Annotated in this window: 29 protein-coding genes; 8 read left to right on the top strand and 21 right to left on the bottom strand. The window is 57.1% G+C overall.

Annotation, left to right across the window (positions count from 1 at the left end; translation table 11 throughout):
• Window positions 1-94: 94 nt before the first annotated feature.
• Window positions 95-970 (top strand): 3-hydroxybutyryl-CoA dehydrogenase, encoded by an 876-nt coding sequence (locus IV89_RS04260; RefSeq protein ID WP_005849905.1) that lies wholly within the window; start codon window positions 95-97, stop codon window positions 968-970.
• Between the two features lie 66 nt (window positions 971-1,036).
• Here the strand turns inward: IV89_RS04260 and IV89_RS04255 are convergent, their stop codons facing one another.
• The 7 genes from IV89_RS04255 to IV89_RS04225 are packed head-to-tail and all read right to left on the bottom strand — an operon-like array spanning window position 1,037 to window position 6,401.
• Entirely contained in the window at window positions 1,037-1,927 is an 891-nt protein-coding gene (locus IV89_RS04255; protein ID WP_037941306.1) for a lysophospholipid acyltransferase family protein, read from the bottom strand.
• 55 nt (window positions 1,928-1,982) lie between these two features.
• Window positions 1,983-2,252, bottom strand: a complete 270-nt coding sequence (locus IV89_RS04250) for an HPr family phosphocarrier protein (protein WP_005849908.1) — start codon at window positions 2,250-2,252, stop codon at window positions 1,983-1,985.
• A gap of 15 nt (window positions 2,253-2,267) precedes the next feature.
• Window positions 2,268-2,660, bottom strand: coding sequence for a PTS fructose transporter subunit IIA (locus tag IV89_RS04245; protein ID WP_005849910.1), 393 nt, complete (start codon window positions 2,658-2,660; stop codon window positions 2,268-2,270).
• Window positions 2,657-3,550 (bottom strand): RNase adapter RapZ, encoded by an 894-nt coding sequence (rapZ, locus tag IV89_RS04240; RefSeq protein ID WP_037941304.1) that lies wholly within the window; start codon window positions 3,548-3,550, stop codon window positions 2,657-2,659. The genes IV89_RS04245 and rapZ overlap by 4 nt, the downstream gene beginning before the upstream one ends.
• Window positions 3,543-3,971 (bottom strand): HPr kinase/phosphatase C-terminal domain-containing protein, encoded by a 429-nt coding sequence (locus IV89_RS04235; RefSeq protein ID WP_037941302.1) that lies wholly within the window; start codon window positions 3,969-3,971, stop codon window positions 3,543-3,545. The genes rapZ and IV89_RS04235 overlap by 8 nt, the downstream gene beginning before the upstream one ends.
• Window positions 3,972-3,978: 7 nt before the next feature.
• Window positions 3,979-5,658 (bottom strand): sensor histidine kinase, encoded by a 1,680-nt coding sequence (locus IV89_RS04230; RefSeq protein ID WP_235183666.1) that lies wholly within the window; start codon window positions 5,656-5,658, stop codon window positions 3,979-3,981.
• A 41-nt stretch (window positions 5,659-5,699) separates the two neighbouring features.
• Window positions 5,700-6,401, bottom strand: coding sequence for a response regulator transcription factor (locus tag IV89_RS04225; RefSeq protein ID WP_005849917.1), 702 nt, complete (start codon window positions 6,399-6,401; stop codon window positions 5,700-5,702).
• 364 nt (window positions 6,402-6,765) lie between these two features.
• On the opposite strand from IV89_RS04225, the gene IV89_RS04220 reads away from it, so the two are divergent.
• Window positions 6,766-8,364, top strand: a complete 1,599-nt coding sequence (locus tag IV89_RS04220; RefSeq protein ID WP_005849919.1) for a phosphoenolpyruvate carboxykinase — start codon at window positions 6,766-6,768, stop codon at window positions 8,362-8,364.
• 47 nt (window positions 8,365-8,411) lie between these two features.
• Here the strand turns inward: IV89_RS04220 and IV89_RS04215 are convergent, their stop codons facing one another.
• Window positions 8,412-9,128, bottom strand: a complete 717-nt coding sequence (locus tag IV89_RS04215) for a hypothetical protein (protein WP_037941300.1) — start codon at window positions 9,126-9,128, stop codon at window positions 8,412-8,414.
• Between the two features lie 78 nt (window positions 9,129-9,206).
• Window positions 9,207-10,037 (bottom strand): LysR family transcriptional regulator, encoded by an 831-nt coding sequence (locus IV89_RS04210; protein WP_009825327.1) that lies wholly within the window; start codon window positions 10,035-10,037, stop codon window positions 9,207-9,209.
• A 220-nt stretch (window positions 10,038-10,257) separates the two neighbouring features.
• On the opposite strand from IV89_RS04210, the gene IV89_RS04205 reads away from it, so the two are divergent.
• Complete coding sequence (locus IV89_RS04205) at window positions 10,258-10,617, top strand: helix-turn-helix transcriptional regulator (protein WP_005849925.1); 360 nt, start codon at window positions 10,258-10,260, stop codon at window positions 10,615-10,617.
• A 3-nt stretch (window positions 10,618-10,620) separates the two neighbouring features.
• Here IV89_RS04205 and IV89_RS04200 read toward each other — a convergent pair whose 3' ends face one another.
• Window positions 10,621-11,388 (bottom strand): sulfite exporter TauE/SafE family protein, encoded by a 768-nt coding sequence (locus IV89_RS04200; RefSeq protein WP_037941329.1) that lies wholly within the window; start codon window positions 11,386-11,388, stop codon window positions 10,621-10,623.
• Window positions 11,389-11,534: 146 nt separating this feature from the next.
• Here IV89_RS04200 and IV89_RS04195 point away from each other — a divergent pair, with 146 nt between their 5' ends.
• Both IV89_RS04195 and IV89_RS04190 read left to right on the top strand, forming a co-directional pair.
• The gene (locus IV89_RS04195) at window positions 11,535-13,220 is read left to right on the top strand and encodes an acyl-CoA dehydrogenase family protein (protein ID WP_037941297.1); all 1,686 of its coding nucleotides are present in this window, start codon (window positions 11,535-11,537) and stop codon (window positions 13,218-13,220) included.
• 50 nt (window positions 13,221-13,270) lie between these two features.
• Complete coding sequence (locus IV89_RS04190) at window positions 13,271-13,666, top strand: META domain-containing protein (protein ID WP_037941294.1); 396 nt, start codon at window positions 13,271-13,273, stop codon at window positions 13,664-13,666.
• Here the strand turns inward: IV89_RS04190 and recO are convergent.
• The 11 genes from recO to folK all read right to left on the bottom strand — a co-directional run bounded on the left by recO (window position 13,638) and on the right by folK (window position 22,397).
• Window positions 13,638-14,375, bottom strand: a complete 738-nt coding sequence (gene recO / locus IV89_RS04185) for a DNA repair protein RecO (protein ID WP_037941291.1) — start codon at window positions 14,373-14,375, stop codon at window positions 13,638-13,640. The genes IV89_RS04190 and recO overlap by 29 nt on opposite strands.
• Window positions 14,375-14,704 carry a DUF1491 family protein gene (locus IV89_RS04180; protein ID WP_037941289.1) on the bottom strand — a complete coding sequence of 110 codons (330 nt, stop codon included), beginning with the start codon at window positions 14,702-14,704 and terminating at the stop codon, window positions 14,375-14,377. The genes recO and IV89_RS04180 overlap by 1 nt, the downstream gene beginning before the upstream one ends.
• Window positions 14,705-14,764: 60 nt before the next feature.
• On the bottom strand, window positions 14,765-15,673 hold the full coding sequence (era, locus tag IV89_RS04175) for a GTPase Era (protein WP_005849932.1): 909 nt from the start codon (window positions 15,671-15,673) through the stop codon (window positions 14,765-14,767).
• The gene (gene rnc / locus IV89_RS04170; RefSeq protein ID WP_005849933.1) at window positions 15,670-16,356 is read right to left on the bottom strand and encodes a ribonuclease III; all 687 of its coding nucleotides are present in this window, start codon (window positions 16,354-16,356) and stop codon (window positions 15,670-15,672) included. The genes era and rnc overlap by 4 nt, the downstream gene beginning before the upstream one ends.
• Window positions 16,353-17,189 carry a signal peptidase I gene (lepB, locus tag IV89_RS04165; RefSeq protein ID WP_005849934.1) on the bottom strand — a complete coding sequence of 279 codons (837 nt, stop codon included), beginning with the start codon at window positions 17,187-17,189 and terminating at the stop codon, window positions 16,353-16,355. The genes rnc and lepB overlap by 4 nt, the downstream gene beginning before the upstream one ends.
• A gap of 105 nt (window positions 17,190-17,294) precedes the next feature.
• A complete protein-coding gene (acpS, locus tag IV89_RS04160; protein WP_005849935.1) occupies window positions 17,295-17,708 on the bottom strand; it encodes a holo-ACP synthase in 414 nt (137 codons plus the stop codon).
• Window positions 17,709-17,717: 9 nt separating this feature from the next.
• Window positions 17,718-18,470 (bottom strand): pyridoxine 5'-phosphate synthase, encoded by a 753-nt coding sequence (locus IV89_RS04155; RefSeq protein ID WP_037941285.1) that lies wholly within the window; start codon window positions 18,468-18,470, stop codon window positions 17,718-17,720.
• Window positions 18,454-19,149 carry a DUF2062 domain-containing protein gene (locus IV89_RS04150; protein ID WP_005849937.1) on the bottom strand — a complete coding sequence of 232 codons (696 nt, stop codon included), beginning with the start codon at window positions 19,147-19,149 and terminating at the stop codon, window positions 18,454-18,456. Before IV89_RS04150 ends, IV89_RS04155 begins: the two co-directional genes overlap by 17 nt.
• Before the next feature lie 34 nt (window positions 19,150-19,183).
• Window positions 19,184-21,334, bottom strand: coding sequence for a bifunctional (p)ppGpp synthetase/guanosine-3',5'-bis(diphosphate) 3'-pyrophosphohydrolase (locus tag IV89_RS04145; protein ID WP_037941283.1), 2,151 nt, complete (start codon window positions 21,332-21,334; stop codon window positions 19,184-19,186).
• A 36-nt stretch (window positions 21,335-21,370) separates the two neighbouring features.
• A complete protein-coding gene (gene rpoZ / locus IV89_RS04140) occupies window positions 21,371-21,724 on the bottom strand; it encodes a DNA-directed RNA polymerase subunit omega (RefSeq protein WP_005849941.1) in 354 nt (117 codons plus the stop codon).
• Between the two features lie 70 nt (window positions 21,725-21,794).
• Window positions 21,795-22,397 carry a 2-amino-4-hydroxy-6-hydroxymethyldihydropteridine diphosphokinase gene (folK, locus tag IV89_RS04135; RefSeq protein ID WP_308811045.1) on the bottom strand — a complete coding sequence of 201 codons (603 nt, stop codon included), beginning with the start codon at window positions 22,395-22,397 and terminating at the stop codon, window positions 21,795-21,797.
• A gap of 128 nt (window positions 22,398-22,525) precedes the next feature.
• Between folK and IV89_RS04130 the strand changes: the two genes are divergently transcribed.
• The 3 genes from IV89_RS04130 (at window position 22,526) to IV89_RS04120 (ending at window position 24,615) form a co-directional block, all read left to right on the top strand.
• Window positions 22,526-23,071, top strand: coding sequence for an NYN domain-containing protein (locus IV89_RS04130; protein ID WP_005849944.1), 546 nt, complete (start codon window positions 22,526-22,528; stop codon window positions 23,069-23,071).
• 144 nt (window positions 23,072-23,215) lie between these two features.
• Window positions 23,216-24,166, top strand: a complete 951-nt coding sequence (ispH, locus tag IV89_RS04125; RefSeq protein ID WP_037941281.1) for a 4-hydroxy-3-methylbut-2-enyl diphosphate reductase — start codon at window positions 23,216-23,218, stop codon at window positions 24,164-24,166.
• Complete coding sequence (locus tag IV89_RS04120; protein WP_037941280.1) at window positions 24,163-24,615, top strand: DUF3429 domain-containing protein; 453 nt, start codon at window positions 24,163-24,165, stop codon at window positions 24,613-24,615. The genes ispH and IV89_RS04120 overlap by 4 nt, the downstream gene beginning before the upstream one ends.
• Window positions 24,616-24,628: the final 13 nt, after the last annotated feature.

The raw sequence follows: 24,628 nt of genomic DNA, 5'->3' as shown, positions 1-24,628 counted from the left end.
ATGTTCGGATTTGAGAAAAGCTGTCGTGAATTCCGACCCTTGCGGCTGCTACCCCGCCCGCTTTATGCTGCGGCGAAACAAAAGGGGACAGCGCATGGATATCCAGACAATCGGCATCGTTGGCGCAGGCCAAATGGGCAACGGCATCGCCCATGTTATGGCCTTGGCGGGCTACGACGTGCTGTTGAACGATGTAAGCGCTGAAGCACTGCAAAAGGCGGTTGATACCATTACTGGCAACCTCGACCGTCAGGTTGGCCGCGGTAAGGTAACCGAAGCAGACCGTGACGCGACGCTCAAAAGAATCGTGACAACCCAAACACTTGCAGAATTGGGCCAAAGCGATCTGGTGATCGAGGCAGCAACCGAACGCGAGACCGTCAAGCAAGCGATTTTTGAAGATCTGATCCCCCACCTCAAACCGACCACGATCCTGACGTCGAACACGTCGTCGATTTCGATTACACGGCTCGCCAGCCGAACCGATCGCCCTGAAAAGTTTATGGGATTCCACTTCATGAACCCGGTGCCCGTGATGCAGCTGGTGGAGCTGATCCGCGGGATTGCGACGGATAAGGAAACTTTTGAGGCCTGCCGCGGCGTCGTTGATAAACTGGGCAAAACTGCGGCTTCTGCCGAAGACTTCCCGGCATTTATCGTAAATCGTATCTTGATGCCGATGATCAATGAGGCTGTCTATACACTCTATGAAGGTGTGGGCTCTGTCGAATCTATCGATAGTTCGCTTAAACTGGGGGCCAACCACCCGATGGGGCCGCTGGAGCTTGCAGATTTCATCGGTCTAGACACCTGCCTGGCGATTATGAACGTGTTGCATGACGGGCTGGCCGATACGAAATATCGTCCCTGCCCGCTTCTGACAAAATACGTCGAAGCGGGCTGGCTGGGGCGTAAATCTCAGCGGGGTTTCTATGACTATCGCGGCGATGTGCCTGTGCCCACGCGATAAAACTGCGGCGAGCAGCGGGGGCCAGCCCCCGCGCCCCCGGGGATTTATCCCATTTGGAAGATAGCGTTAGTCTTTAAGCGCAAGTGTATGCGCCCGTAGCCACGCCATGAAACCGCGCGGGTCGTCCGCATGAGCGGCCATCTGCTCTGGCGAAAGCGGCGCGCCTACGATCGGGCCCTGCGGCTTGTCGCATGCGTGCACAATCTCGTGGAGCAGAAGCCCCTGCCGCAAGATGGGCGAGATTCTATTCGCAATTTGATAGGCTCTGCTATTTTGCCCTGGAAAGCGCATTGGCACCACTTGCGCGCCCGAGCGCCGGATCATTTTCGCGGTGAAAACATTCCATTCCGCCTCTATGGCAGGGCCGAACATGGTATCCGAAGCCGCTACGACCCCAGACGGAAACAGCGCGACAACACCGCCATCCTTCAGATGCGCCATCGCTTTGGCGCGCATTTCGACACCTTTGCGCTGCGCATCAGGGTCGTGGGGAAACGGAACGGGGATCATATAACTGCCCGCGACCTCATCGATAGAGGTCAACAAAGAGCGCGTCAGGATCCGATAATCAGGGCGTACCCGTCCGATCAGATCGGCGAAAATCATGCCATCGACCATCCCGTGCGGGTGGTTCGCAACAACGACCACTGGACCCGTTTTCGGAATTCGATCCAGCTGTTCCTGCGGGGTCGTCAGGTCGATACCCATCGTATCAAGTGCCGCACGCCAGAAGCCCTGCCCTGTGGGCGCGCCCTGTTTCTCGAACTGTCGGATCAGGCGCAGAACCTTGAGCTTGCCGGTGAAAAGTTCGATAGCGCTGATGATCCCCGATTTGACAGGATGATCAAACGTGGAGGCATAGGACAGGCTGCGGCGGTCATACTTCGTGAAGGTCACCGGTTCGCCGCTGCCATCGTTCAGCAGGGGCGCAGGGCCGGTTGGCGCATTCTCCGTCATGTGGTTAACCCTTTACGCATCACAGTGACCACCGGCCGCATTGCAAACACCCCCGTTACTGGCCTTCGCCGAACTTGTCAGCCACCAAGGCTGTCAACGCATCGGCCAATGCGTCCTGATCCGGGCCGGAGGTCTGTACATCAATCGTACACCCTTTGGACGCCGCGAGCATCAGCAGCCCCATAATGCTATCACCAGAGGCGGACATCCCGTCCTTACTGACTTCAGCGCGCGCATCAAAAGCCTCGACGACCTCAACCAGCTTGGCGGAGGCGCGGGCATGCAGGCCTTTTTCGTTTACGATTTTCAATGAGACTTGGGTCATACAATAGGGGCCTTGCTATTCCGCACTAACATTCTGGCTATCAATATATTTTCTGCCGGCCGCCAGGGCCGCGCGCACCGCCTCGGGCACTTCCAGATCACGTGACTTTGCCAGCTTGATCAACATAGGAAGGTTTGCGCCGTAAAGGATCCGACGGTTTTCAGGACGGCATGCAAGCAAACTGAGGTTCGACGGGGACCCACCGAAAAGGTCCGTTACGACGACAACACCATTGCCCGTATCCACGGCATCCGCTGCCTCGCAGATTTCCCGCTGCTTTTCGGTACGATCATGGTCTGCATGGATCGCAATAGCGCGCACGCCGTTTTGCGACCCAACAACATGTTCGATCGCAGCCAAATATTCTTTGGCCAATCCACCGTGTGCAACAATCACAATACCAATCAACGCGATGTCTCTTCCCGTTTACTACGATCCAGTTCGCGGTGTCTGATGGACACCTGCCAGCCGTCGTTCGAAAGTTTGAACGCCAGATGTTCGGCCAAAGTTACGGAACGGTGTTGCCCCCCTGTGCAGCCAAACGCAAGAGAGATATGCGATTTACCTTCAGTCTTGCAGGCTGGCAGGATCAATTGACACAGAGAGTTTACCTGTGCGGCAAAGCTTTCGAACAGCGGGTCGGCATGCACGTAATCGGCGACCTCTTTTTGTGTGCCGTTCATACCACGCAGCGAGGGTTCCCAATAGGGATTGCGCAAAAACCGGCAGTCAAACACCATATCCGCACTGCGGGGTAAACCGCGCTTATACGAGAAAGACTGTACGGATACGCTGAGGTGATGCTCCCCATCAAGCGCGAACCAGCGCTCCACTTCCGCACGCAACTGGTGTACATTCAGCTCGGACGTGTCGATCAGGACATCCGCCAGCGCCAGCACCGGTTCAAGCAGCTCTTTCTCGCGCACGATCCCCTCGACAGGCGTAGCGGTGGCCGCCATGGGGTGACGCCGGCGTGTTTCGGAGAAGCGCCGAAGCAGGACGTTGGTCGCACAATCCAGATATAACAATTCAATATCTACATCGGGACGAGACCGCATGTCCAACATCAGTTCGATCACGCGATCGGTCGAAAAATCGCGGTTCCGCAAATCGACACCAAGAGCCATCGGGCGCAGTTGGCCCGGTGCTTCGAGCAATGCGCGCAGCATCCGCATGGGAATATTGTCGATCGCTTCAAAGCCTGCATCCTCCAACACATTGAGCGTTGAAGATCGCCCTGCCCCCGCGGGGCCGGTCACCAGCACCATACGCCGGTTGGGTGTTACATCATCAGTCATCTGCTGTGTATTTCATCATCTTTGCCATCAAGTAAACAGTGGCAGCAAAATGGGGCCCGTCGCATCTTTTCAGGCAACGGATTTGGATGCCCATCACGCTCTGGTATGTGATTTCGGGAAGACGGTCGGGCTCATCTTGGTCAAGGTCTACGATAAGAAAGATCGGTATCGCACTGCGATGTTTCAAGGTCAGCAAGCCGACGCCACGCGCCTCGATCAACCCTTTGATCGCGGCGGGTGGGTGTGCGATAACCTGGGCATCCTGAACGATCAGATCCGTGCGATCATCGGCAACCAGCTCGGCCCCCATCGCAATCATCTGCAGCGCCAGCGAGGACTTGCCTTGACCCGAGCCCCCCCTGATCATCACGCCACGCCCATCAATCGCGACGGTGGTGGCGTGGATCGTGCTTTTGGTCATGGCCGGTTCAGGTTGGCAGGCCGACCACAAAGCGCGCGCCAAGGGGATCAGAGGAGATATCGGCATCCGTGGGCCGGATATTTTCTGCCCAGATCACGCCGCCGTGCGCTTCGACAATCTGCTTCGAGATCGCCAGCCCGAGGCCGGAGTTATTGCCAAAATGCTCTTCCGGGCGCTGCGAATAAAAACGCTTAAATATCTTCGACAGAGCTTGCTCTGGAATGCCGGGCCCCGTGTCTTCGACGACCACAAGAACGCGATTTTCACGTTTACGTGCCCAGACCCGAATGGCATCGCCGTCTTCACAGAACGAGACGGCATTGCTGATCAGATTCACGAAAACCTGTGCCAGGCGTGCTTCCAAGCCATGCACGATGATCGGCTGTTCGGGCAGATCGGTGATAAAATCGATGCCACGTTTGCGCGCATCTTCGCCAAGATACTGACCCAGATTGCTGATCATCATCAGCAGATCAAACGGCTCTTCCTCTTCCTTGACCAATTCGCTGTCCAGACGGGACGCATTCGAAATATCACTCACCAAACGATCCAACCGGCGAACGTCATGATCGATGACATCCAGCAGTTTTTCGCGCTGGTCCTCACGCTTGATCAGACGCAGCGTGCCTACCGCAGAACGGAGCGACGCAAGCGGGTTCTTGATCTCATGCGCGACATCGGCGGCAAACTGTTCGTTTCCGTCAATGCGGTTGTATAATGCGGAAACCATCCCGCGCAGCGCCCCCGACAAGCGCCCTATTTCATCAGGACGCGCCGTCAAATCAGGGATCCGAATGCGGCCCGGGTTCATCTTACGCGCATCTTTATCACGCCCAAGCTCTGCCGCGGCAGCAAGATCGGACAACGGATTTGCGATGGTCGAGGCCAGCACGAGGCTCAACCCGATCGAAACCAGCGTCGCGATCACGAACATCTGGAGCACCCTCTCCCGTTCGCCGCGAACCAGTTTGTCAATTTCACCCGCAGCCGAGGTGACGGCGACAACCCCGACGGGCAATCCGTTCTGCACGATCGGCGTAGCAACGGAGAAAAGCGTGCCGCCAGTGCCGACAAGATCGTTCCGCACCTTGGTCCCACCTACCAATGCCCCCGAGACCAACGGCTGCAACTGTTCCGCCAACGGAGCAGGATCTGCCGTGGCGTCGCTTTCGAACGGTCGGGAGAGCAGCCCCCAAAGCCAGCTCAACCCATCGGAAATCAGCGCCGTGTCATCTTCGGCACCGACGTTATTTCGCGCGGCAGCACCCGCGTTCTGCGCAACAAGGCTTTCGGTAGAATCGAATACAAACACCTCGATCCCGCTGCGCAAATCAAGCCGGCCAAGGCTTGCATCTACATCCATCGCGTCGCTCAGGCTGTCAAGCGCACCCGCCGTTGCCAACTGCGCCTCAAAAACGTCAGCGATCAGTTCAGCTTCCGAAACCAGTGACGCACCACGCTGCACGGCCAGACTATCGCGAGAAGAGTTAAGATAAAGAATACCGGCGGCCAAAACATTCAACGCAATCAAGTTAAATGTGATGATCTTGCGCGTCAGCGGCGACGCACGCAGAGAGAAGAGCCCCCGCCGCGCGCGTTTGCTGCGCAGTTCATCTGTCGCGGTTTTGTCCGGAGCGACCCAATCGTCGCCCAATACAACATCACCGTCCCGATAAGGTGTGGTCATGTCTCGCACAAAATTCCTTTCGACAATGGCCATGGCTCAGGTCACTCTTCGTTGTATCTGTAGCCGATGCCATAGAGTGTTTCGATCGCGGAAAACTCGTCATCCGCAGTCCGCATTTTTTTGCGCAACCGTTTGATATGACTATCGATTGTACGGTCGTCGACGTACACTTGATCATCATATGCCACGTCCATCAACTGGTCACGCGACTTCACAAAGCCGGGGCGCTGTGCAAGCGCTTGCAGCAGCAGGAATTCTGTCACCGTCAGGGATACGTCCTTACCCTTCCAGCTGACTGCATGGCGCAACGGATCCATGCGCAAATCACCACGTTCGATCACTTTGGTTTCTTCGGTGTCGCCGACCTCATTGGTTTCCACCGCATCCTGACGGCGCAACAGCGCACGGATACGTTCAACCAAAAGCCGCTGACTAAAGGGTTTTTTCACGTAGTCATCAGCCCCCATCCGCAGGCCGAGCACCTCGTCAATCTCGTCATCTTTGGATGTCAGAAAGATCACGGGCATCGCGGTTTTCTGGCGAAGCCTTTGCAGCAAATCCATGCCGTCCATGCGAGGCATCTTGATGTCCAACACCGCCATGTCGGGCAGCTTTTTATTGAACGCATCCAACGCGGCTTGCCCGTCATTATATGTCTCGACTTCGAAACCTTCGGCTTCCAACGTCATTGAAACCGACGTCAGGATATTCCTGTCGTCATCCACCAATGCAATTTTAGACATTGCCTGTTCCTTTTATATGCTGCTCAACTGCCATAATATTTTTTCTTTCATTGATCATCAATTTACGCGGCCGAATCAATCGGAAACTGCGAATCGCTCCTCATCTTGGCCATAATCACGCCACAATTTGCTAATGAATGGCTAAATTGCCGCACATACAGGGTGCAGACGCCACGTTACCCCATAGCACTTTACGTTCAATTAACGACAGTTTCCGCAAACAGTTACATGGTGGCGCTAACTGCGACTAACCTACCTGTTCATACTGTAAATCAACGTGCTAAGAGGCGGACACGACCCCTTGGGTCGAGCCATTTGTGCAAGAATTGGCACCTTTTCTCGGTGCAGCTACAGGAGACATCACATGACGTTAGGCCGCGTAAATCCGCAATTCCGCCTCGAAGACCAAGGCATAAGCGGGCTTGGTGATGTCTATTACAACATGATCGAACCCGCGTTGGTCGAAGCCGCGCTGAAACGGGAAGAGGGCACGTTAGGCAAGGGCGGCGCGTTTCTTGTGACGACGGGCAAATTCACCGGACGCTCCCCCAAGGATAAACATGTCGTAAAAACCGACAGCGTTGCCGATAAAATCTGGTGGGAAAACAACGCCGAGATGTCGCCTGAAGGCTTTGATGCGCTTCACAAGGACATGTTGGCGCACATGCAGGGGCGTGATTACTTCGTCCAGGATCTGGTCGGTGGGGCCGATCCGAAACACGCGATCAACGTGCGTATGGTGACCGAGTTGGCTTGGCACGGTCTGTTCATTCGCCACATGCTGCGCCGCCCCGAGCGCGACGCGCTGGATGATTTCATCGCAGACTTCACCGTGATCAACTGCCCGAGCTTTTCGGCTGATCCAGCCAAACACGATTGCCGCTCGGAAACCGTCATTGCGATGAACTTCGACAAAAAGATGATCTTGATCGGCGGCACAGAATACGCAGGTGAGAACAAGAAATCTGTATTTACGCTGTTGAACTACCTGTTGCCGGAAAAAGGGATCATGCCGATGCACTGCTCGGCCAACCATGCTACCGGCAATCCCGTTGATACCGCTGTATTCTTCGGTCTGTCAGGCACAGGAAAGACCACGCTATCCGCCGATCCGGGCCGCACATTGATTGGTGACGATGAACACGGCTGGTCGGATAACGGGACCTTTAATTTCGAAGGTGGCTGCTACGCCAAGACGATCAACCTCAGCCGCGAGGCAGAGCCCGAGATTTACGCGACTACCGAAAAATTCGGCACCGTGATCGAGAACATGATCTTTGATGAAGACACCAAAGAGCTTGATTTCGACGATGACAGCCTCACCGCCAACATGCGTTGCGCTTACCCGCTTCACTACATTTCTAACGCCTCGGCAAAAGCGACGGGTGGGCACCCCAAGAATATCATCATGCTAACCTGTGATGCGTTCGGCGTTCTTCCCCCTATCGCGCGCTTGACCCCGGCTCAGGCCATGTACCACTTCCTGTCTGGCTTCACCTCCAAGGTTGCCGGTACCGAACGTGGCGTGACTGAACCCGAGCCTACATTCTCGACCTGCTTTGGTGCGCCCTTCATGCCGCGTCGCCCCGAGGTTTACGGGAACCTTCTCCGCGAGAAGATCGCGGCGCATGGCGCAACCTGCTGGTTGGTAAACACTGGCTGGACTGGAGGCGCTTATGGCACAGGCAGCCGCATGCCGATCAAAGCAACGCGCGCGTTGCTGACCGCGGCCCTGGAAGGGTCGCTCGCCGGGGTAGAGTACCGCAAAGATCCAAACTTTGGCTTTGACGTTCCTGTGGCGGTTACGGGTGTTGCTGACATCCTGCTGGATCCACGCCGGACATGGGACAACCCTGAATCCTACGATCGTCAGGCTGACAAGCTGGTAAAGATGTTTGCAGAAAACTTCGAACAATACCTCCCTTACATTGATGACGACGTGAAAGCCGCCGCCATCGGCTAAAGCTTACCAGAGCCGCGCCAATGCGCGGCTCTTTTTCCATGCGCAGACTATGCCGCTTTCGAAGCTCGGCCCGAGAGCGGCATATCCAGAATAAAGCGCAAATCATCGCGCCCCATATAGGCCATGAACCCCTCGACCGGCGCATCCATTCCGTTGATGAACCACCGCAACGTGCCTGGCTCCGTATGCATATAGCCGTGCCGCGCTGGAAAGCCCTTATACACGACCGAGTTGGTCATAAACGCGATGACATGGTCAGGATCCCAATGCTGCATCGCCTGCCAGAATGCATAGCGCCCCAGCACAGAAGATAGACCTGCGTTTCTGAACTCTCGCGGCGTTGCGCCCACCCAGAACTCCCCATGATAGCACACGTCGCCAGCGATGCGCTGCGCACCCGGCCCCGCGCGATACCGTGATCGGAGAAAATCGATGTCAACGCCGGGCGGCGGAAACTCGATAAATGAACGACGAAGATATTCGGCTAGCTTGGCTCCTTTCAAATCCAGCATACGCATTGCCTGCGTATGCATAACATCGCCTTTGGCATTTCGGCCGACAATCCAAAAGGCATTGGTTTCGTTCAGGTCGTGCGTTTCAGGGTCGAACGGCAGCCCTAGCAAGTGATCCGGACGCGCGTCCTGCAATATCGTCTTATACTCAGCAAAATCATAACCGACCGTTAATGTGATCCCGGCCTCATGCAAAAGTGCGGAACTGCTGGCGATAAACCGTTCGCCGTCTTGAAAACTCAACAACGTCATACTGAACTCTCCTTTGATGCAAGCTGATCAAAGGGTAGCTTATTTATCGGGAATTTTCTTCGATTTTTAGGTAACCGGCTAGAAGCCGACGATTGCATCCTCCGGCATGCCAACCATCGCGTCTTGATCCAACCCAGAGATGGTGACGTGACGTGATCTATCTACCGCGGATATCAAAGCAAAGCTTCCGTCAGGGAAGCGGCTCGCCATCAAAAGTCGTTTATAGGCCAATGGGATAAGCTCGCCGCCTGCCGTGTTCCTCGGCATTTGCGTCACAACCTCGTCAAGGCGGACCCCGCCATTCGCCTGAACCTCACGAAAGGGGAAATCCAGCATCGCCTCAAACTCGGGACCGCCCGGAAAATTGCCGAGAGGGCGGCCAATACTGCTGCGCGCATTCTCCCAACCCCACCAACTTGTGTAAAATGATTCTTGTCCGACTTCGATACAGATCCAACCACTGGGTGAGTCGCGATACACTAGGACATATGGGCGAATTTGTTGAAAATTCTCATGTTCCAACCGGCCCTCGCTCTGCACCCAGGCCGAGAATGCCTCCTTGATCATTTCAGATTCACCGTCCCAAATCTGGGTAAGTGGCCGTTGCTGCTGATAAAAATTCCATCCGTTGGGTGTTTCGTGGGACAGCCGTAAAAGCCCACCCGTGCTCCGCGTGTTGCCCTTGATCCAGACCTTGCCCCGCGCGAGAAACTCACGCGCTTCTGGCAAAGCTTCTTCACCACGCTGTGTTAATTTGTACCGGCGCTCATCAACCTCAAACATCGGAGCCCCCAAGAACTCCTCAATTTGGGCGATATGGCGCCGAACTGTCTGCCGCGTACTTCCCAACAAGCGCACAGCTTGACTGAGGTTCAACGTATCCGCGAGGACGGTAAAAGATCTAACCATTTCATATAGTAACGGCGGAATTCGGTCCGCGTCAAAATCAACTGGCTTTGGGCTGTCGACAGTGTTCATTCGTCACCAATGGTAAATTAATCATACATTAAGGCATTATTCATAATACACCCTTGGCCACTTTGTAACCACAAATTGAATAAATCTATCCAATTGAACGGAAAGAGTGATTTGGGGATGACTAGTTCAACAACAACCGGAGGTAATTAATATGTCGCATCCAGTGGACATCCACGTCGGCAAAAAACTTAAACAGATCCGTACGCTGCGTCGGCTTTCCCAAACTGATGTGGCCAAGCGGTTAAACCTGTCGTTCCAGCAAATCCAGAAATACGAAATCGGGTCAAACCGGGTCGCGGCAAGCCGCCTGTTTGAACTGTCCCAGATTTTAGACGTAACGCCCGCATATTTCTTTGAAGGTCTGCATGACAACACGAATGATGCGCCCAAAGCCGACCCGAGCATCGAGATTGTCAGCGCCTTGGCCGCAATAAACGATGACGCGCTCAAAACACGTATTGTGACGTTTATCGAAGATGTGTCTGGGCTGACGGTCGCGCGTCAGGGCTAAGCCTTAACCAAACACCCCTCGGCGCACCAAGTTTGCGCCTGCAATCAATAGGATGACCAGCGTCGCTTTCTTAAAGGACGCTTGGTCAATCTTATCCATGACTTTGCTGCCAAGCCACATACCGGTGAGCGACGGCAAGATCATGACGGCGGAAAAGGGCACGGTTTCAGCGCGAAGCACGCCAGATCCGAAGTGTGAAAACAACAATAGCACCGCGCCGAGTCCGTAGATGACACCCTGAACCCGCATTTGGTCGTGCTTGGGCGTGCCCAATGCGGTCAGGTAGGCGACGGTAGGCGGCCCCCAAACGGCCGATACGCCACCGACCGCCCCGGCGAAGGCACCTATAAATGCTTCTAGTTTTGTAGATCGGTGCGACAGGGTGAAGCTACGCCCCGTGACCTGCCACAGCGCGAACAATGTGATCGGAACACCAATCACCAGCAGCATCGTATCGGCGGCGAGAAAACGCACGGTCTGCGCTGACAAGCTAAGCGCTATGCCGCCCGCAATCAGGAAAACCTTAAACATTTTGATGGAGTCCCAAGCCGCGGCCACCCCCTGCCTTAGTGCCTGAAACATATTGGTAATTACAGTCGGGAAGATCAGCCCGGCAAGGGCAAGCTCAGGCGACAAGAACATCGTTAGCCCTGAGATTAGCACCAGCGGCATCGCGAACCCCACGACGCCTTTAATGAATCCCGCCACAAGGCCAATTCCAAAGGCGAACGCCCATTCTGACGGCGTCAATAAACTGAAAAACATGTCCATATCGCACGTCATACCAAGATTGCAGCGGAGCGCACGCGAAATCCTTAGCGTAATTTTAAACCAAATTGACGCAGCAAAACGTATCTTTATTGTGCTGCACCTGCGAAAAGGTTATGCCGTGCTTAACCAAACAAGGGAGCTTACAGATGGCACATGATGGACAAGACGTGATTTCTGGCGCGGACATCGTGATCGATGACCTGCTCGCAACCACCAGATCAACGCTGGCCCCGGTAGACCGCCTTTTAGAAGCCGCTAAATCCGCGGTTCGTGCGACCGTTTCTCAAGACGGGAAAGTGTCGAATGCACTGGTCGAAGAAAACCAAACCGCCGCACATGGTCTTGCGTGGCTTGCAACCTACGCCCAATCGCTTCACCAGATGCAGCTATGGGCAGAGAAGCTCGACGCAGATGGCAAGTTTTCAGAAACAGAACAGCTGATCCATCAAATTGCATTCGGCGAATACCTGTGCCAGATTTCCGGCGGCATTCAGATGAACCAAGGGGAAATTCTGCGCTTGCACGATCTTGGCGTCTCTACCACAGATCAAAACGCGTTTTCCAATGCTGGCATCACGACACTGCAGCAACGAGGCAATTCGCAGGCTGCACGCACGCGCCTTGTCGAACTCATGCAAGAGCAAAGCGCCAACATCACCGTCGGGCGGTCCGGCCTTGACGAAGAGCTGGAGATGATCCGCGAACAGTTCCGTCGTTACGCTGTTGAAAAAGTTGAACCATTTGCCCACGAATGGCACCTGAAGGACGAGCTGATCCCGATTGAAGTCATCAATGAATTGGCAGAAATGGGCGTTTTCGGCCTGACGATCCCAGAAGAATTCGGTGGCTTTGGGCTGTCCAAAGCCTCTATGTGCGTCGTCTCGGAAGAGCTGTCGCGCGGCTATATCGGCGTGGGCTCGCTCGGCACGCGGTCTGAAATCGCGGCCGAACTGATCATCGCAGGCGGGACGGACGCCCAAAAAGAAAAGTGGCTCCCGCGGATCGCCAGCGCCGAGACCTTGCCCACAGCCGTCTTCACGGAACCGAACACCGGCTCTGACCTTGGTTCTTTGCGCACGCGCGCGGTGAAAGATGGCGACGATTATAAGATAACTGGCAATAAAACCTGGATCACGCACGCGGCCCGGACCCATGTGATGACGCTGCTGGCGCGCACGGATCCGCAGACGTCGAACTACAAGGGCCTGTCGATGTTCTTGGCCGAGAAAACGCCGGGCGACGACGCGAACCCTTTCCCTTCCGAAGGCATGACCGGCGGCGAGATCGAAGTGCTCGGCTATCGCGGCATGAAGGAATACGAGCTCGGTTTCGACGGCTTCCACGTCAAAGGTGAAAACCTGTTGGGCGGCGAAGAGGGCAAAGGGTTCAAACAGTTGATGGAAACCTTTGAAAGCGCGCGCATCCAGACAGCCGCGCGTGCCATCGGGGTCGCGCAATCCGCGCTCGACATTTCGATGCAATACGCAATTGATCGCAAGCAGTTCGGCAAGTCTCTCATCAACTTCCCTCGCGTGTCGTCCAAACTGGCGATGATGGCGGTCGAAATCATGATCGCCCGCCAGCTCACCTATTTCTCGGCGTTTGAAAAAGACGAAGGCCGGCGCTGTGATGTCGAAGCGGGCATGGCCAAACTGCTCGGCGCACGGGTCGCTTGGGCGGCGGCTGACAATGGCTTGCAGATCCATGGCGGCAACGGTTTTGCACTCGAATACAAAATCAGCCGTGTCCTATGTGACGCACGTATCCTCAACATTTTCGAAGGCGCGGCAGAGATTCAGGCGCAGGTCATCTCGCGCCGTTTGCTCGGATGAAGTTCGGGCAGCCTGACGCGTGAAATCGTCGGGCTGCCTATCCGGACCCCATGATCAAGCTGACCTCACTCTTTCTGGCCATAGCCCTGACAACCCAGTGCAGTCAGGACGAAACTCTGCGGGCGTATGGGGCCGCCGATCGCCTATGGCGCTTGCAAGAACTAAACGGGGTCATGTTCTCAGCAAACACACAGATGTCCTTTCCAGAAAAAGAACAGGTTACCGTTCAAGGCCCCTGCAATCGGATGTCCGGCACGAACAAGCTGCCCTACCCCTGGTTTTCTTTCACGCTCATATCCTCCACCAAAAAGGCATGTCCTGATCTCAGCCAAGAAAACATTGTTATCGACGCGCTCAACAACGCCACCCTCGTCGAGATTCTGAATGACGTCATGATTCTGTCTAACACCGAGAACCTTAATATGGTGTTTCGCGCCGTTGACTAAATGCCTCGACGTAGCGCGCGCGCGCCTCGGGTAGGGGCTTGTCCCCTAGATCGCGCGCCAGATGCCGCTCTAGGAAATATCCCGTGGTTTTGAACGCCAGCGCAATATCCGCATCGCTCGCATCCCCTTCCCCACGTAAAACGGGCGACAATGGCAGCATTTTATCAACCCACTCCCCCGCCCCTTCTCGGGTCACGGCACGCCCCGTTTTCGGAGATACAAAGACCAGCCCGCTGGTCCGTCCGGTCACCGCACAGGCGCTCAGATCAAGCCCATAGCCAAGCTCGTCTAACAGGCTGATTTCCCATTGAAGATAGGCCAATGGCCACAGGTCCCCCTGCCCCAATAGATCCAGAAGCGCTTCAGTTCGACGATATAATGGCGGATGCGCTTCGCGTTCGGGCAATGCAAAGGCAAGCAGCCCCGTCACCGCATTCAACCCCGCAAGGCTCAGCCGATCATGCATTGCCAATGCGGCGCGGCTGCGTACGGGCTCTACAATAAACGCGCCGATATGATCCTCAAGCCGCGCGCGCCATGCGATGTCTAACTGCGCACCCGGTTGCAGAACTGGGGCAATCTTGCGACTGGTACCGCCGCGCACGATTCCGGCGTGGCGGCCGCGCTCGGGGGTGAACACCTCGATGATGGCCGATGTCTCACCATGGCGGCGCGCGCTTAGCAAAATGCCTTGATCGCGCCATTCCATCAGCTCAACCCGTCCTCATGCAGCAGATGCCGACCCTGCCTGTCTTCCACCTCGATCACCCAGAGGTCTGGATCAAAACTGCGCTGTCGGCTGATCGACGCATCAACCTCCTGCTCCTGTCCACTTGTCATTTCGACCCAGGTCCGCTCACCACTGATCAAATCGAAACTTTTCTGAAAAAGCTGTGCATTTCCATCGAGCGTTGCAAGCTTCACCAGAACAGCGCCGCCGGTGTCATCCCCATGCGCGACCACGAAGGCAGGAATATCATAGACCCGCAGCCGCGCCAGATAGGCATCGACCCAGAACCGCGCGGTCAGCCGGGCCATGACAGGCCCGTCGTTCCAAATGGTGTAAAATCCTCCCCGAAGGGTCGGGCCGCACCAGATCTAGACATTGCCGTCTTTGAACTCCAACCCCATCTCGGAGTAGCGCTCCGCCTCGTCCAGCCAGTTCGGGCGCACTTTGACCTGCAAAAACAGGTGCACTTTCCGCCCGAGAAATTCTTCAAGCTCCTCGCGAGAGGCTTTGCTGACCGCCTTGATCGTCTCGCCCTTGCTGCCAAGCACGATCCCCTTGTGACCGTCGCGCACCACATAGATCAACTGATCCACCCGGGCAGAGCCGTCTTTACGCTCTTCCCAGTTTTCCGTCTCGACCGTCAGCTGATAGGGCAGCTCCTGATGCAGACGCAGGGTCAGTTTCTCACGGGTCATTTCGGCGGCGATCATGCGCATAGGCAGATCGGCAATCTGATCTTCGGGATAGAGCCAAGGCCCCTCGGGCAATTCGCCCGCCAGCCAGTGGCGCAACGTATCCACACCATGCCCTCGCTCGGCCGAAATCATGAATGTTTCGGCAAAATCATAGCGGTCGTTCATCTCTTTGCTCAGCCCCAACAGGACCGGTGCCTCGACACGGTCGATCTTGTTGATCGCAAGCGCGACCTTGCGCCCCTGACCGATGTCAGCGAGGCCTTCCAGGATACGTTCGACCCCTTCGGTGATCCCACGGTTGGCCTCGATCAGCAGAATGACAACATCCGCATCGGCAGCGCCCCCCCAAGCCGCGGCGACCATGGCGCGGTCCAGACGGCGACGGGGCTGGAACAGACCGGGCGTGTCCACGAACACAAGCTGGCTTTCCCCTTCCATCGCGACGCCACGAATACGGGCACGTGTGGTCTGCACCTTATGGGTCACGATCGACACTTTCGCGCCGACCATGCGGTTCAGCAACGTCGATTTGCCCGCGTTGGGCTCGCCGATCAGGGCGATAAATCCGGCGCGCGTGGTCATGAGGGTCTCTCCAATTGGGCCAAGAGCGTCTTGGCAGCGGCCTGTTCGGCCTGACGTTTCGATGGGGCTGACGCGACGGCGCTGGCCCCGTTTTCAATCCGGGCGGTGATGGTAAACACCGGGGCGTGGTCTGGCCCCTGCCGGTCAGTCTGAACATAGGCGGGGGGCGGTAATCCGCGCGCTTGCGCCCATTCTTGCAGCGCGGTCTTGGCGTCGCGGGCGTCTTGCTTGACCTGCATCACGCGGTCACCCCACAATCGCAGGATCAACGCTTTGGCCTCGTCAAATCCGCCATCCAGATAGACAGCCGCGATGATAGCCTCGATCGCGTCCCCCAACAACGCCTGCTTGCGGCGGCCGCCAGACAACATCTCTGACCGGCCAAGCTTCAGCACCGCGCCCATGTCGATCTCGCGCGCGACCTCGGCGCAGGCTTCCTTGCGCACCAATGCGTTGAACCGAGGGGCCAGCTGCCCTTCGGTTGCGGCCGGATCAAGTTTCAGCAGCGCTTCGGCCATCACCAGCCCCAGAACACGATCCCCCAGAAACTCGAGCCGCTGGTTGTCGTCACGATTTGCCGACGACATAGAGGCATGGGTCACCGCGCGGTTCAACAGCTCCGGCTTGGCAAAGTGGTACCCGATGCGGCCTTCAAAGGCCCGGAGATCAGCATTTAACTTCACTTGATCGCCTTAAAGAAACGATCGCTGCGCCATGTCCAGAAGAACAACATCGACCGACCGGCCGAGCTGAACATGATCCGGTCCGCGCGGCCGATCAGGTTTTCGTACGGCACGAAACCGACGCCACCGGCCTGCTGTGCCAGACGGCTATCGGCAGAGTTGTCGCGGTTGTCACCCATGAAAAAGTAATGCCCTTCTGGCACCGTGTAGACACCGGTATTGTCCGACGCCTGATTGCCAATGTTCAGGATCGCATGTTCGACCCCGTTAGGGAGCACTTCGATCTGACGGGATTTTTCACATACACCACCGGCACCGACGGCACCGTTCTCGCAACGCGGACGCATACCCTGCGGGCCCTGACGGTCCATCACCTCTTCGAAGACACCATCGTCACGCAGTTCGACCGCCGTGCCATTGATGCTGACCACACCGTCGGTGATCTGAACCTTGTCCCCCGGCAAGCCGATCAGACGCTTGATGTAATCGCGACCAGACACGGGGTGACGGAACACCACCACATCGCCGCGCTCGGGCTCTGACCCGAACAAACGCGTGTTGTCGCCGTCAAACACACCGCAGACGTCTTTCGCGTCAACCTCAATGCCGAACCGCGGCATCATCACGCTGGGACAGGACGCGTAGGAATAGCCATAGGCCATTTTGTTCACGAACAGGAAATCCCCGATCAACAACGTCTCTTTCATCGACCCCGAAGGGATCCAGAAAGGCTGGAAAAACAGGGTCCGAAAGACCCCTGCGATCAACAGCGCATAGACGATTGTTTTGATGGTTTCGACAAAGGCGTTGCCGGTTTTCTCTTTGGCGGCCATTTTGGCGCTCCTGTTCATGCGTTCGAGCGTTACATGCGGGTGCCATTGACGCAAGTCAAGCAACCCTGCCCCCGATCCATCGACCGAATGGGCTATGATCTGCCGTTAGGTCTGAATACCTGCCTTGGGGCGGGCTTCGATGACGACAAAGGCCTGTGCCCAAGGGTGATCATCTGTCAGCGTGACGTGAATGATCGCCTCGTGGCCGTCGGGTGTCATCTTGGCCAAACGCTCCGCCGCCCAGCCGGTGACCTCCATCACGGGCTGGCCGGTGCGCAGGTTGCTCACCGCCATATCGCGCCAAGCAATCCCCATGCGCAGACCGGTGCCAAGCGCCTTTGAACATGCCTCTTTCGCGGCCCAGCGTTTGGCGTAGGTGCCCGCGACATCACGGCGACGTTCGGCCTTTAGCTGTTCGACCTCGGTGAACACGCGATTGCGGAAACGGTCGCCAAAGCGGTCCAGCGTGCCTTGAATCCGTTCGATATTCGCGAGGTCGGTGCCGATGCCCAAAATCATGCCGCGCCCTCAGCCCTTGCGGGCGTCATCCATCAGTCGGCGCATCTCGGCGATGGCGGGGCCGAGGCCCAGAAAGATCGCCTCGCCAATCAGGAAATGCCCGATGTTCAGCTCTTGCACCTCGGGGAAAGCTGCGACGGGGCTGACGGTATCATAGGTCAGGCCGTGGCCCGCGTGCACCTCAAGCCCCAGACTATGGGCGAATTTTGACATCTCTTCGAGCTTTTGCAGCTCCTTTTGCGCTTCCTCCCAATGTCCTTCGGCATAGGCGTCGCAATAGGCACCGGTGTGCAGTTCGATCACCTCTGCCCCGATGCGGTTCGCCGCCTCGATCTGGCGCTGATCGGCGGCGATGAAGATGCTGACGCGGCTGCCCGCCTCGCGCAGAGGAGCAATGAAATGCGCCAGCCGGTTTTCCTCGCGTGCGACTTCAAGCCCGCCTTCGGTTGTCCGCTCTTCGCGCTTTTCCGGCACGATGCAGACGGCATGGGGTTTGTGGCGCAGGGCGATGGCCTGCATCTCTTCCGTGGCGGCCATCTCGAAGTTGAGCGGCACGTTCAACACCTCTTGCAGTCCTTCGATATCCGCATCTGTGATGTGGCGTCGATCCTCTCGCAGGTGCGCAGTGATGCCATCAGCGCCTGCCTCTTGCGCGGCGCGGGCTGCGCGCAGCGGGTCCGGATAGGCACCGCCGCGCGCATTCCGCACAGTCGCCACGTGGTCAATATTTACGCCAAGCCGAAGCTTACCTTGTGCCGCCATGGTCTTTCCCCTCCAGAGCCGCCTGCTCTGCCTTGCGTTTCGCCTCGGCCTTGGCCGAGGCTTTCTTTTTCAACAAATCGAACTTGGCCTTGATCGCGCCCTTGCGCCGCTTTTGATAGGCCCGCAGCAAGGGCACGGCCAGATAATAGGCGATCGTGGCACAGATCATGCCGGGCACGATCCCCCCGATCAGATACGGATAGAACACCTGATGCCAGAAGACCTCAAGCCCCGACCAATCCATGTCGCGGCTGGTAAAGATCGCCACAAAGTTGGCCAATAAATCGTGACCGGCGTCAAAGAACTTGCCCCCGAAGGACCGATGCTCCCCCGTTCGCATGTGGGAACCGAGAATCCAGTGCCCCATAGACAGCGATGACAACCCGATCGGGACATAGGTCAGCGGGTTGCCAAAAAACGTCCCCATCAATGCGGCCAGCAGATTGCCTCGCATGACTCGCGATACCAGCGCCGCCACGATAAAATGCATGCCGTAGAAGGGCGTAAACGTGGTAAAAACACCGGCCCAGATGCCACGCGCAATGCGTTCGGGCGTGTCGGGCAAGCGGCGCATCCGGTGTTTGACATAGTGAAACGCCCGCGTCCAACCACCCCGAGGCCACATGAATTCAGCCATCGCGCGCACTGTCGGCTTTGGATCGCGGCGTTTGAAAATCAACAGTTCGTCCTTGGGTCAGTGCAGTCCGGGCGGATCATGCGTCTTTGGTACCTGCCTTGAACAAGTCGGGGTTCCGGTATCGGCTGATCTCGGCGACCTCGCTCTCGGCCTCCAACATCGGGATCAAAGAATGTAGATGCGCAATGTCTCGCAGCTCTACGTAGATCAACAACCGGTAAAAGTCAGGCTTGCGGTCCAAAAATTCCAGATCGGCGATATTGGCAGAGGATTGGCCGATCAGCGTACAAATCCGCCCCAGCACGCCCGCCCCATTGCCGATGGTCAGATCCAGTGTCGCCCCATAGATCGCGGGATGTGGCCCGTCGTGCCAACGCAGATCCAGCCAGCGTTCGGGCTGGTCCTCGTAATGCGACAGACGCTCGCAATCGATGGTGTGGATTTTGACGCCCTGCCCGCGGAAGGTGATGCCGACAATGCGTTCCCCCGGCAGCGCCTGACAACAAGGCGACCGGTCAAAGGATTGCCCCGCTTCCAGCCCCACCACCGCGCGCTTGCGGTCGACATGTTCGCCGGGTTTGGGGCGCAGGTTGGGATAGACGGCCTGCACAACCTCTTGGCCCGTCAGTTCGGCAGAGCCAAGTTGCGCCAAAAGCTCCTCCGCGCTGGAGAGGCGCAAGTTGCGCGCCGCGGTGCGCAGCACTTTCTCCGTCGCCGATTTATTCATCTGCTCGAAGGCAGAGCGGGCAAGTTCGCGCCCGAGGCTGACAAAGCGCGCGCGATCCAGTTCACGCAGCGACCGACGGATCGCCGTCTTGGCCTTGCCCGTCGTTGCGATATCCAGCCATGTCGCCTGCGGTGTCTGACCTTGTGCGGTGATAATCTCGATCGACTGGCCGTTTTTCACCCGCGTCCACAAAGGCACGCGCATCCCGTCGATCTTGGCACCGACGCAGGCAGACCCGATTCGCGTGTGGATCGCATAGGCGAAATCAATCGGCGTCGCCCCACGCGGCAGCTTGACCACCTCGCCCTTGGGGGTAAAGCAGAACACCTGATCGGCGTACATCTCAAGCTTGACCGCCTCGAGGAAATCCTCGTGATCCTCCTCTGAATCAAGCTGCTCTGTCAGTTGCGCGACCCATTTGACCGGATCAACAGCAAAGGGGTTCCGCGACCGTACGCCGTCACGATAGGACCAATGCGCCGCCACACCGGATTCAGCGACATCATGCATCTGCCGCGTTCTGATCTGCACCTCGACCCGTTTGCCGTCACGACCAGAGACGGTGGTATGGATAGACCGGTAACCGTTCGTCTTGGGCTGGCTGATATAATCCTTGAACCGGCCCGGCACGGCCCGCCAGCGCCGATGGATAGTGCCAAGCGCGCGATAACATTCATCCTCCGAGGTGGTGATAACGCGGAAACCGTAAATATCCGATAAACGGGAAAAGGATTGCTGCTTTTCCTGCATCTTGCGCCAGATCGAATACGGTTTTTTCGCCCGCCCAAAGACTTCGGCCTCGATCCCGGCTTTCTCAAGCTCGTGCCGCATGTCGCCGGTGATTCGCTGGATGACATCGCCCGTTTCGCGCTGAAGGGTGATAAAGCGCCGGATGATCGACTGCCGCCCTTCGGGGTTAAGCACGCGAAAGGCCAGATCCTCAAGCTCTTCGCGCATCCATTGCATCCCCATACGCCCCGCAAGAGGCGCATAGATATCCATTGTTTCACGAGCTTTCTGGATCTGCTTGTCAGGGCGCATCGACTTGATCGTGCGCATATTATGCAGCCGATCCGCCAACTTGACCAAAATGACCCGCAGATCTTTCGACATTGCCATGAACAGCTTGCGAAAGTTCTCGGCCTGTTTTGTCTCGTTGGAATTCAGTTGCAGGTTGGTCAGCTTGGTCACACCATCGACCAGTTCAGCGACATCATGTCCGAACTTTTCATCGACGCTGCTATAGGACGCTTTCGTGTCCTCGATCGTGTCGTGCAGCAATGCGGTGATGATGGTCGCGTCATCCAGCTGCTGTTCGGTCAAAATGGCCGCGACAGAGACCGGATGCGTGAAATAGGGCTCTCCGGAATGGCGGAACTGGCCCTCGTGCATCTGCTGGCCAAATTCATAGGCCAGCCTGATCTGATTTTCGTTCGTCTTAGGGTTATAGGCGCGCACAAGCGCGATAAGGTCGTCAGCCGTAATGTCGGCGGTATTCATACCTGTCCTGCCTATAAGCCCCGAAGGGCGCGGGCCTTAGCCCTGCCCTTGTGCCGCCATCAACTGCCGCAGCAGCATTTCTTCGGACATGCTGTCCTCTTCGGGCTTATCTTGCTCAGCCCCCATAAGAAGCGCCATTGCGTCCTCTTCGGGTTCATCAACCTCGATCTGGTTCTGGTTGCTTTCGATCAGACGCTCGCGCAGCTCATCGGCCGATTGGGTTTCATCCGCAATCTCGCGCAGGGACACGACAGGGTTTTTATCGTTATCGCGATCAACAGTAACCGTAGAACCAGCCGCAATTTCACGCGCACGATGCGCGGCAAGCATGACAAGCTCGAACCGGTTTGGCACTTTATCTACACAATCTTCGACAGTGACGCGGGCCATGGGGATGCTCCAATCATGAATGCTGCAAGAAGCCGACTATTTAGAAGCCATCGGCGGAATTTACAAGGGCCTATTCCAGCGGCCATACCCCCTTTTTATCTGCCTCTGGCAGGTCATTCAACATCTCGCGAACGGTTTTGCCGATCAGGGGGTGACACCAGTCCGGCGCGATGTCCGCCAGCGGCACCAAAACAAAGGCACGATCCTGAAGCCGTGGGTGCGGCAGGATCAGCTGGTCAGGCGCTTTGGCCATTTGCTGTTCAAGCGGAATCTCCCGCCAATCGGTCTGGGTCTGTACATCCGGCAACACCACATCCCCCATCGCGATGAGATCCAGATCGACCGTCCGAGGTGCCCAACGGCTTTGCCGCTCGCGCCCAAGCTCTGCTTCGACGGCATGAAGAATAGCTAAAACTTGATCCGGCTCCCCTTCTACCCTTATACTAGCGGTTGTATTTACGAAATTCGGACCTGACCCCGCAGGAAACGCATAGGTTGAGTAAAATGGGCTAAGAGCGACAACCCGCACGCCCATACCAACCATAATATCAAGGGCCCGTCGCAGAGTTTCTGCCGGCCCTCCCGCAACTGATGATTGATTGCTCCCGAGGGCGATCAGCGCGCACTTGCCGATTTCACCCCCCTTGGGGTCAGGGATGGCCAATGTCTTCACTTGCTGCCTCTCGAAAAAACCTTAGTTAGTATTGTATTCATAGTCGGAAACTAAATTTGAAACATTTCGTTTTATAGCGGCTCTACACGACGCAAATTTCCGAACGACGTGTATTAGGAAGGCACTTCATGTTCTACAAGGACGAACGGCTCGCTTTATTCATCGACGGCTCCAACCTTTATGCAGCTGCCAAGAACCTGGGTTTTGACATTGATTACAAGCTACTGCGGCAGGAGTTCATGCGCCGCGGCAAACTGCTGCGTGCCTTTTACTACACCGCTTTGCTGGAAAATGACGAATACTCTCCCATACGCCCGCTGGTCGACTGGCTGAACTATAACGGGTTCTCCATGGTGACCAAACCGGCCAAGGAATACACCGACAGCATGGGCCGCCGGAAGGTCAAGGGGAACATGGATATCGAGCTTGCGGTCGACGCGATGGAGCTTGCGCCACATCTTGACCACATCGTGATCTTCTCCGGTGACGGCGATTTCCGCCCGTTGGTCGAAAGCCTTCAACGCCAGGGCGTGCGCGTCTCTGTTGTCAGCACGATCCGCAGCCAACCGCCCATGATCTCGGACGAGCTGCGCCGCCAAGTGGACAACTTTATCGAACTCGAAGACCTGCGCGACGTTATTGGCCGGCCTCCACGTGAAACATCTGACGAATAACCCGCGACGGCGCGCCTAAATCTCCGCATCCCTCATGCCCCCGCAATAACTGCGCGCGCATTTGAAGCATCAGACTGTGCCGCCGCTGGTCTGGACGATGCGCCGCGCAACCCTTACCTATGGCCCATGCCCAAGGAGAGTGTGATGACCAAACCGCCTTTGACCCTGTATCTTGCCGCGCCACGCGGGTTCTGCGCGGGCGTCGACCGCGCGATCAAGATCGTCGAAATGGCCATCGAGAAATGGGGCGCGCCGGTCTATGTGCGCCACGAGATCGTGCACAATAAATTCGTCGTCGACGGGCTGCGCGAACGGGGTGCGATCTTTGTCGAGGAACTGTCGGAATGCCCCGATGACCGGCCCGTGATCTTCTCGGCGCACGGCGTACCGAAAGCCGTTCCCGCCAAGGCCGAGGCACGCAATATGGTCTATGTAGACGCGACCTGCCCGCTTGTCTCCAAGGTGCATATCGAGGCGCAACGCCACGCCGACGCGGGGCTGCAGATGATCATGATCGGCCACGCGGGCCACCCCGAAACCATTGGCACCATGGGGCAGCTCCCCCCGGGCGAGGTTTTGCTGGTTGAAACGCCCGCCGATGTCGAAACCGTCGAGGTGCGCGACCCGACCAAGCTGGCCTATGTCACCCAGACAACGCTAAGCGTTGATGACACAGCCGAGATTGTCACCGCCCTGAACAAACGTTTCCCGCAGATCATCGGGCCGCACAAAGAAGACATCTGCTACGCCACGACCAACCGTCAAGAAGCGGTGAAGGCAATGGCGCCGAAGTGTGATGCGATGCTCGTTGTGGGCGCGCCAAACTCATCGAACTCCCGCCGACTTGTCGAGGTCGGATCGCGTGCGGGCTGCGATTACGCCCAACTGGTGCAGCGCGCGACGGACATCGACTGGCGCAGCCTCGAGGGGATCAAAAGCATCGGGATCACCGCCGGTGCCTCGGCCCCCGAACAGCTTATCAACGAGGTCATTGACGCGTTCAAAGACCGATACGATGTAACCACCGAAATGGTCGAAACCGCGGTAGAGAATGTGGAATTCAAAGTCCCCCGTGTGCTGCGGGTACCCGCATGACCGGCATCCCCCGCGCGCCGCTTTGGCTTGGCCTTGCCGGGCTTACTCCCTTTGTCTGGGGGGCCCTGACCGGGCTGGTTGATCCCTTGGCGAACTGGGGCGCGGCGACGTTCGGCGGCCGTTTTGTCGGGCCATATATACAGTTGTTCTACGGCACTGTTATTCTTTCCTTCATGTCCGGCGTGCTATGGGGATTCGCAACCAAGACCAGCGGGGCGAAGGCGACGGCCGGCTATATCCTCGCCGTGATCCCGGCGCTTTGGGCGTTCTTCATGACAAGCGGCGGCCCCGTGGGTGCGGGGCTGAACCTGATGTTCGGTTTTGCGGGTCTACTGGTCCTTGATGCCGCCTTCTGGCACTGGCGTCTTGCGCCGCGCTGGTGGCTAAAGCTGCGCACGCTTCTGACCGCCGTCGTGCTGGCGTGTCTGGCTGTGGGCGTCTTTCTGTAGCATCGAAACTTGC

It is taken from the genome of Sulfitobacter sp. CB2047 (assembly GCF_000735125.2).
GTDB classification, from domain to species: Bacteria; Pseudomonadota; Alphaproteobacteria; order Rhodobacterales; family Rhodobacteraceae; genus Sulfitobacter; species Sulfitobacter pontiacus.
The sequence above is the reverse complement of the archived record's forward strand: the minus strand, read 5'-3'. Positions and strand labels throughout refer to the sequence as shown.

Bases quoted from the DNA above. Each gene is read 5' to 3' on its own strand.
- IV89_RS04260 (WP_005849905.1), top strand. From the start codon at position 95: ATGGATATCCAGACAATCGGCATCGTTGGCGCAGGCCAAATGGGCAAC.
- IV89_RS04255 (WP_037941306.1), bottom strand. From the start codon at position 1,927: ATGACGGAGAATGCGCCAACCGGCCCTGCGCCCCTGCTGAACGATGGC.
- IV89_RS04250 (WP_005849908.1), bottom strand. From the start codon at position 2,252: ATGACCCAAGTCTCATTGAAAATCGTAAACGAAAAAGGCCTGCATGCC.
- rapZ (WP_037941304.1), bottom strand. From the start codon at position 3,550: ATGACTGATGATGTAACACCCAACCGGCGTATGGTGCTGGTGACCGGC.
- IV89_RS04235 (WP_037941302.1), bottom strand. From the start codon at position 3,971: ATGACCAAAAGCACGATCCACGCCACCACCGTCGCGATTGATGGGCGT.
- IV89_RS04230 (WP_235183666.1), bottom strand. From the start codon at position 5,658: ATGACCACACCTTATCGGGACGGTGATGTTGTATTGGGCGACGATTGG.
- IV89_RS04225 (WP_005849917.1), bottom strand. From the start codon at position 6,401: ATGTCTAAAATTGCATTGGTGGATGACGACAGGAATATCCTGACGTCG.
- IV89_RS04220 (WP_005849919.1), top strand. From the start codon at position 6,766: ATGACGTTAGGCCGCGTAAATCCGCAATTCCGCCTCGAAGACCAAGGC.
- IV89_RS04215 (WP_037941300.1), bottom strand. From the start codon at position 9,128: ATGACGTTGTTGAGTTTTCAAGACGGCGAACGGTTTATCGCCAGCAGT.
- IV89_RS04210 (WP_009825327.1), bottom strand. From the start codon at position 10,037: ATGGTTAGATCTTTTACCGTCCTCGCGGATACGTTGAACCTCAGTCAA.
- IV89_RS04205 (WP_005849925.1), top strand. From the start codon at position 10,258: ATGTCGCATCCAGTGGACATCCACGTCGGCAAAAAACTTAAACAGATC.
- IV89_RS04200 (WP_037941329.1), bottom strand. From the start codon at position 11,388: ATGGACATGTTTTTCAGTTTATTGACGCCGTCAGAATGGGCGTTCGCC.
- IV89_RS04195 (WP_037941297.1), top strand. From the start codon at position 11,535: ATGGCACATGATGGACAAGACGTGATTTCTGGCGCGGACATCGTGATC.
- IV89_RS04190 (WP_037941294.1), top strand. From the start codon at position 13,271: ATGATCAAGCTGACCTCACTCTTTCTGGCCATAGCCCTGACAACCCAG.
- recO (WP_037941291.1), bottom strand. From the start codon at position 14,375: ATGGAATGGCGCGATCAAGGCATTTTGCTAAGCGCGCGCCGCCATGGT.
- IV89_RS04180 (WP_037941289.1), bottom strand. From the start codon at position 14,704: ATGGCCCGGCTGACCGCGCGGTTCTGGGTCGATGCCTATCTGGCGCGG.
- era (WP_005849932.1), bottom strand. From the start codon at position 15,673: ATGACCACGCGCGCCGGATTTATCGCCCTGATCGGCGAGCCCAACGCG.
- lepB (WP_005849934.1), bottom strand. From the start codon at position 17,189: ATGGCCGCCAAAGAGAAAACCGGCAACGCCTTTGTCGAAACCATCAAA.
- acpS (WP_005849935.1), bottom strand. From the start codon at position 17,708: ATGATTTTGGGCATCGGCACCGACCTCGCGAATATCGAACGGATTCAA.
- IV89_RS04155 (WP_037941285.1), bottom strand. From the start codon at position 18,470: ATGGCGGCACAAGGTAAGCTTCGGCTTGGCGTAAATATTGACCACGTG.
- IV89_RS04145 (WP_037941283.1), bottom strand. From the start codon at position 21,334: ATGAATACCGCCGACATTACGGCTGACGACCTTATCGCGCTTGTGCGC.
- rpoZ (WP_005849941.1), bottom strand. From the start codon at position 21,724: ATGGCCCGCGTCACTGTCGAAGATTGTGTAGATAAAGTGCCAAACCGG.
- IV89_RS04130 (WP_005849944.1), top strand. From the start codon at position 22,526: ATGTTCTACAAGGACGAACGGCTCGCTTTATTCATCGACGGCTCCAAC.
- ispH (WP_037941281.1), top strand. From the start codon at position 23,216: ATGACCAAACCGCCTTTGACCCTGTATCTTGCCGCGCCACGCGGGTTC.
- IV89_RS04120 (WP_037941280.1), top strand. From the start codon at position 24,163: ATGACCGGCATCCCCCGCGCGCCGCTTTGGCTTGGCCTTGCCGGGCTT.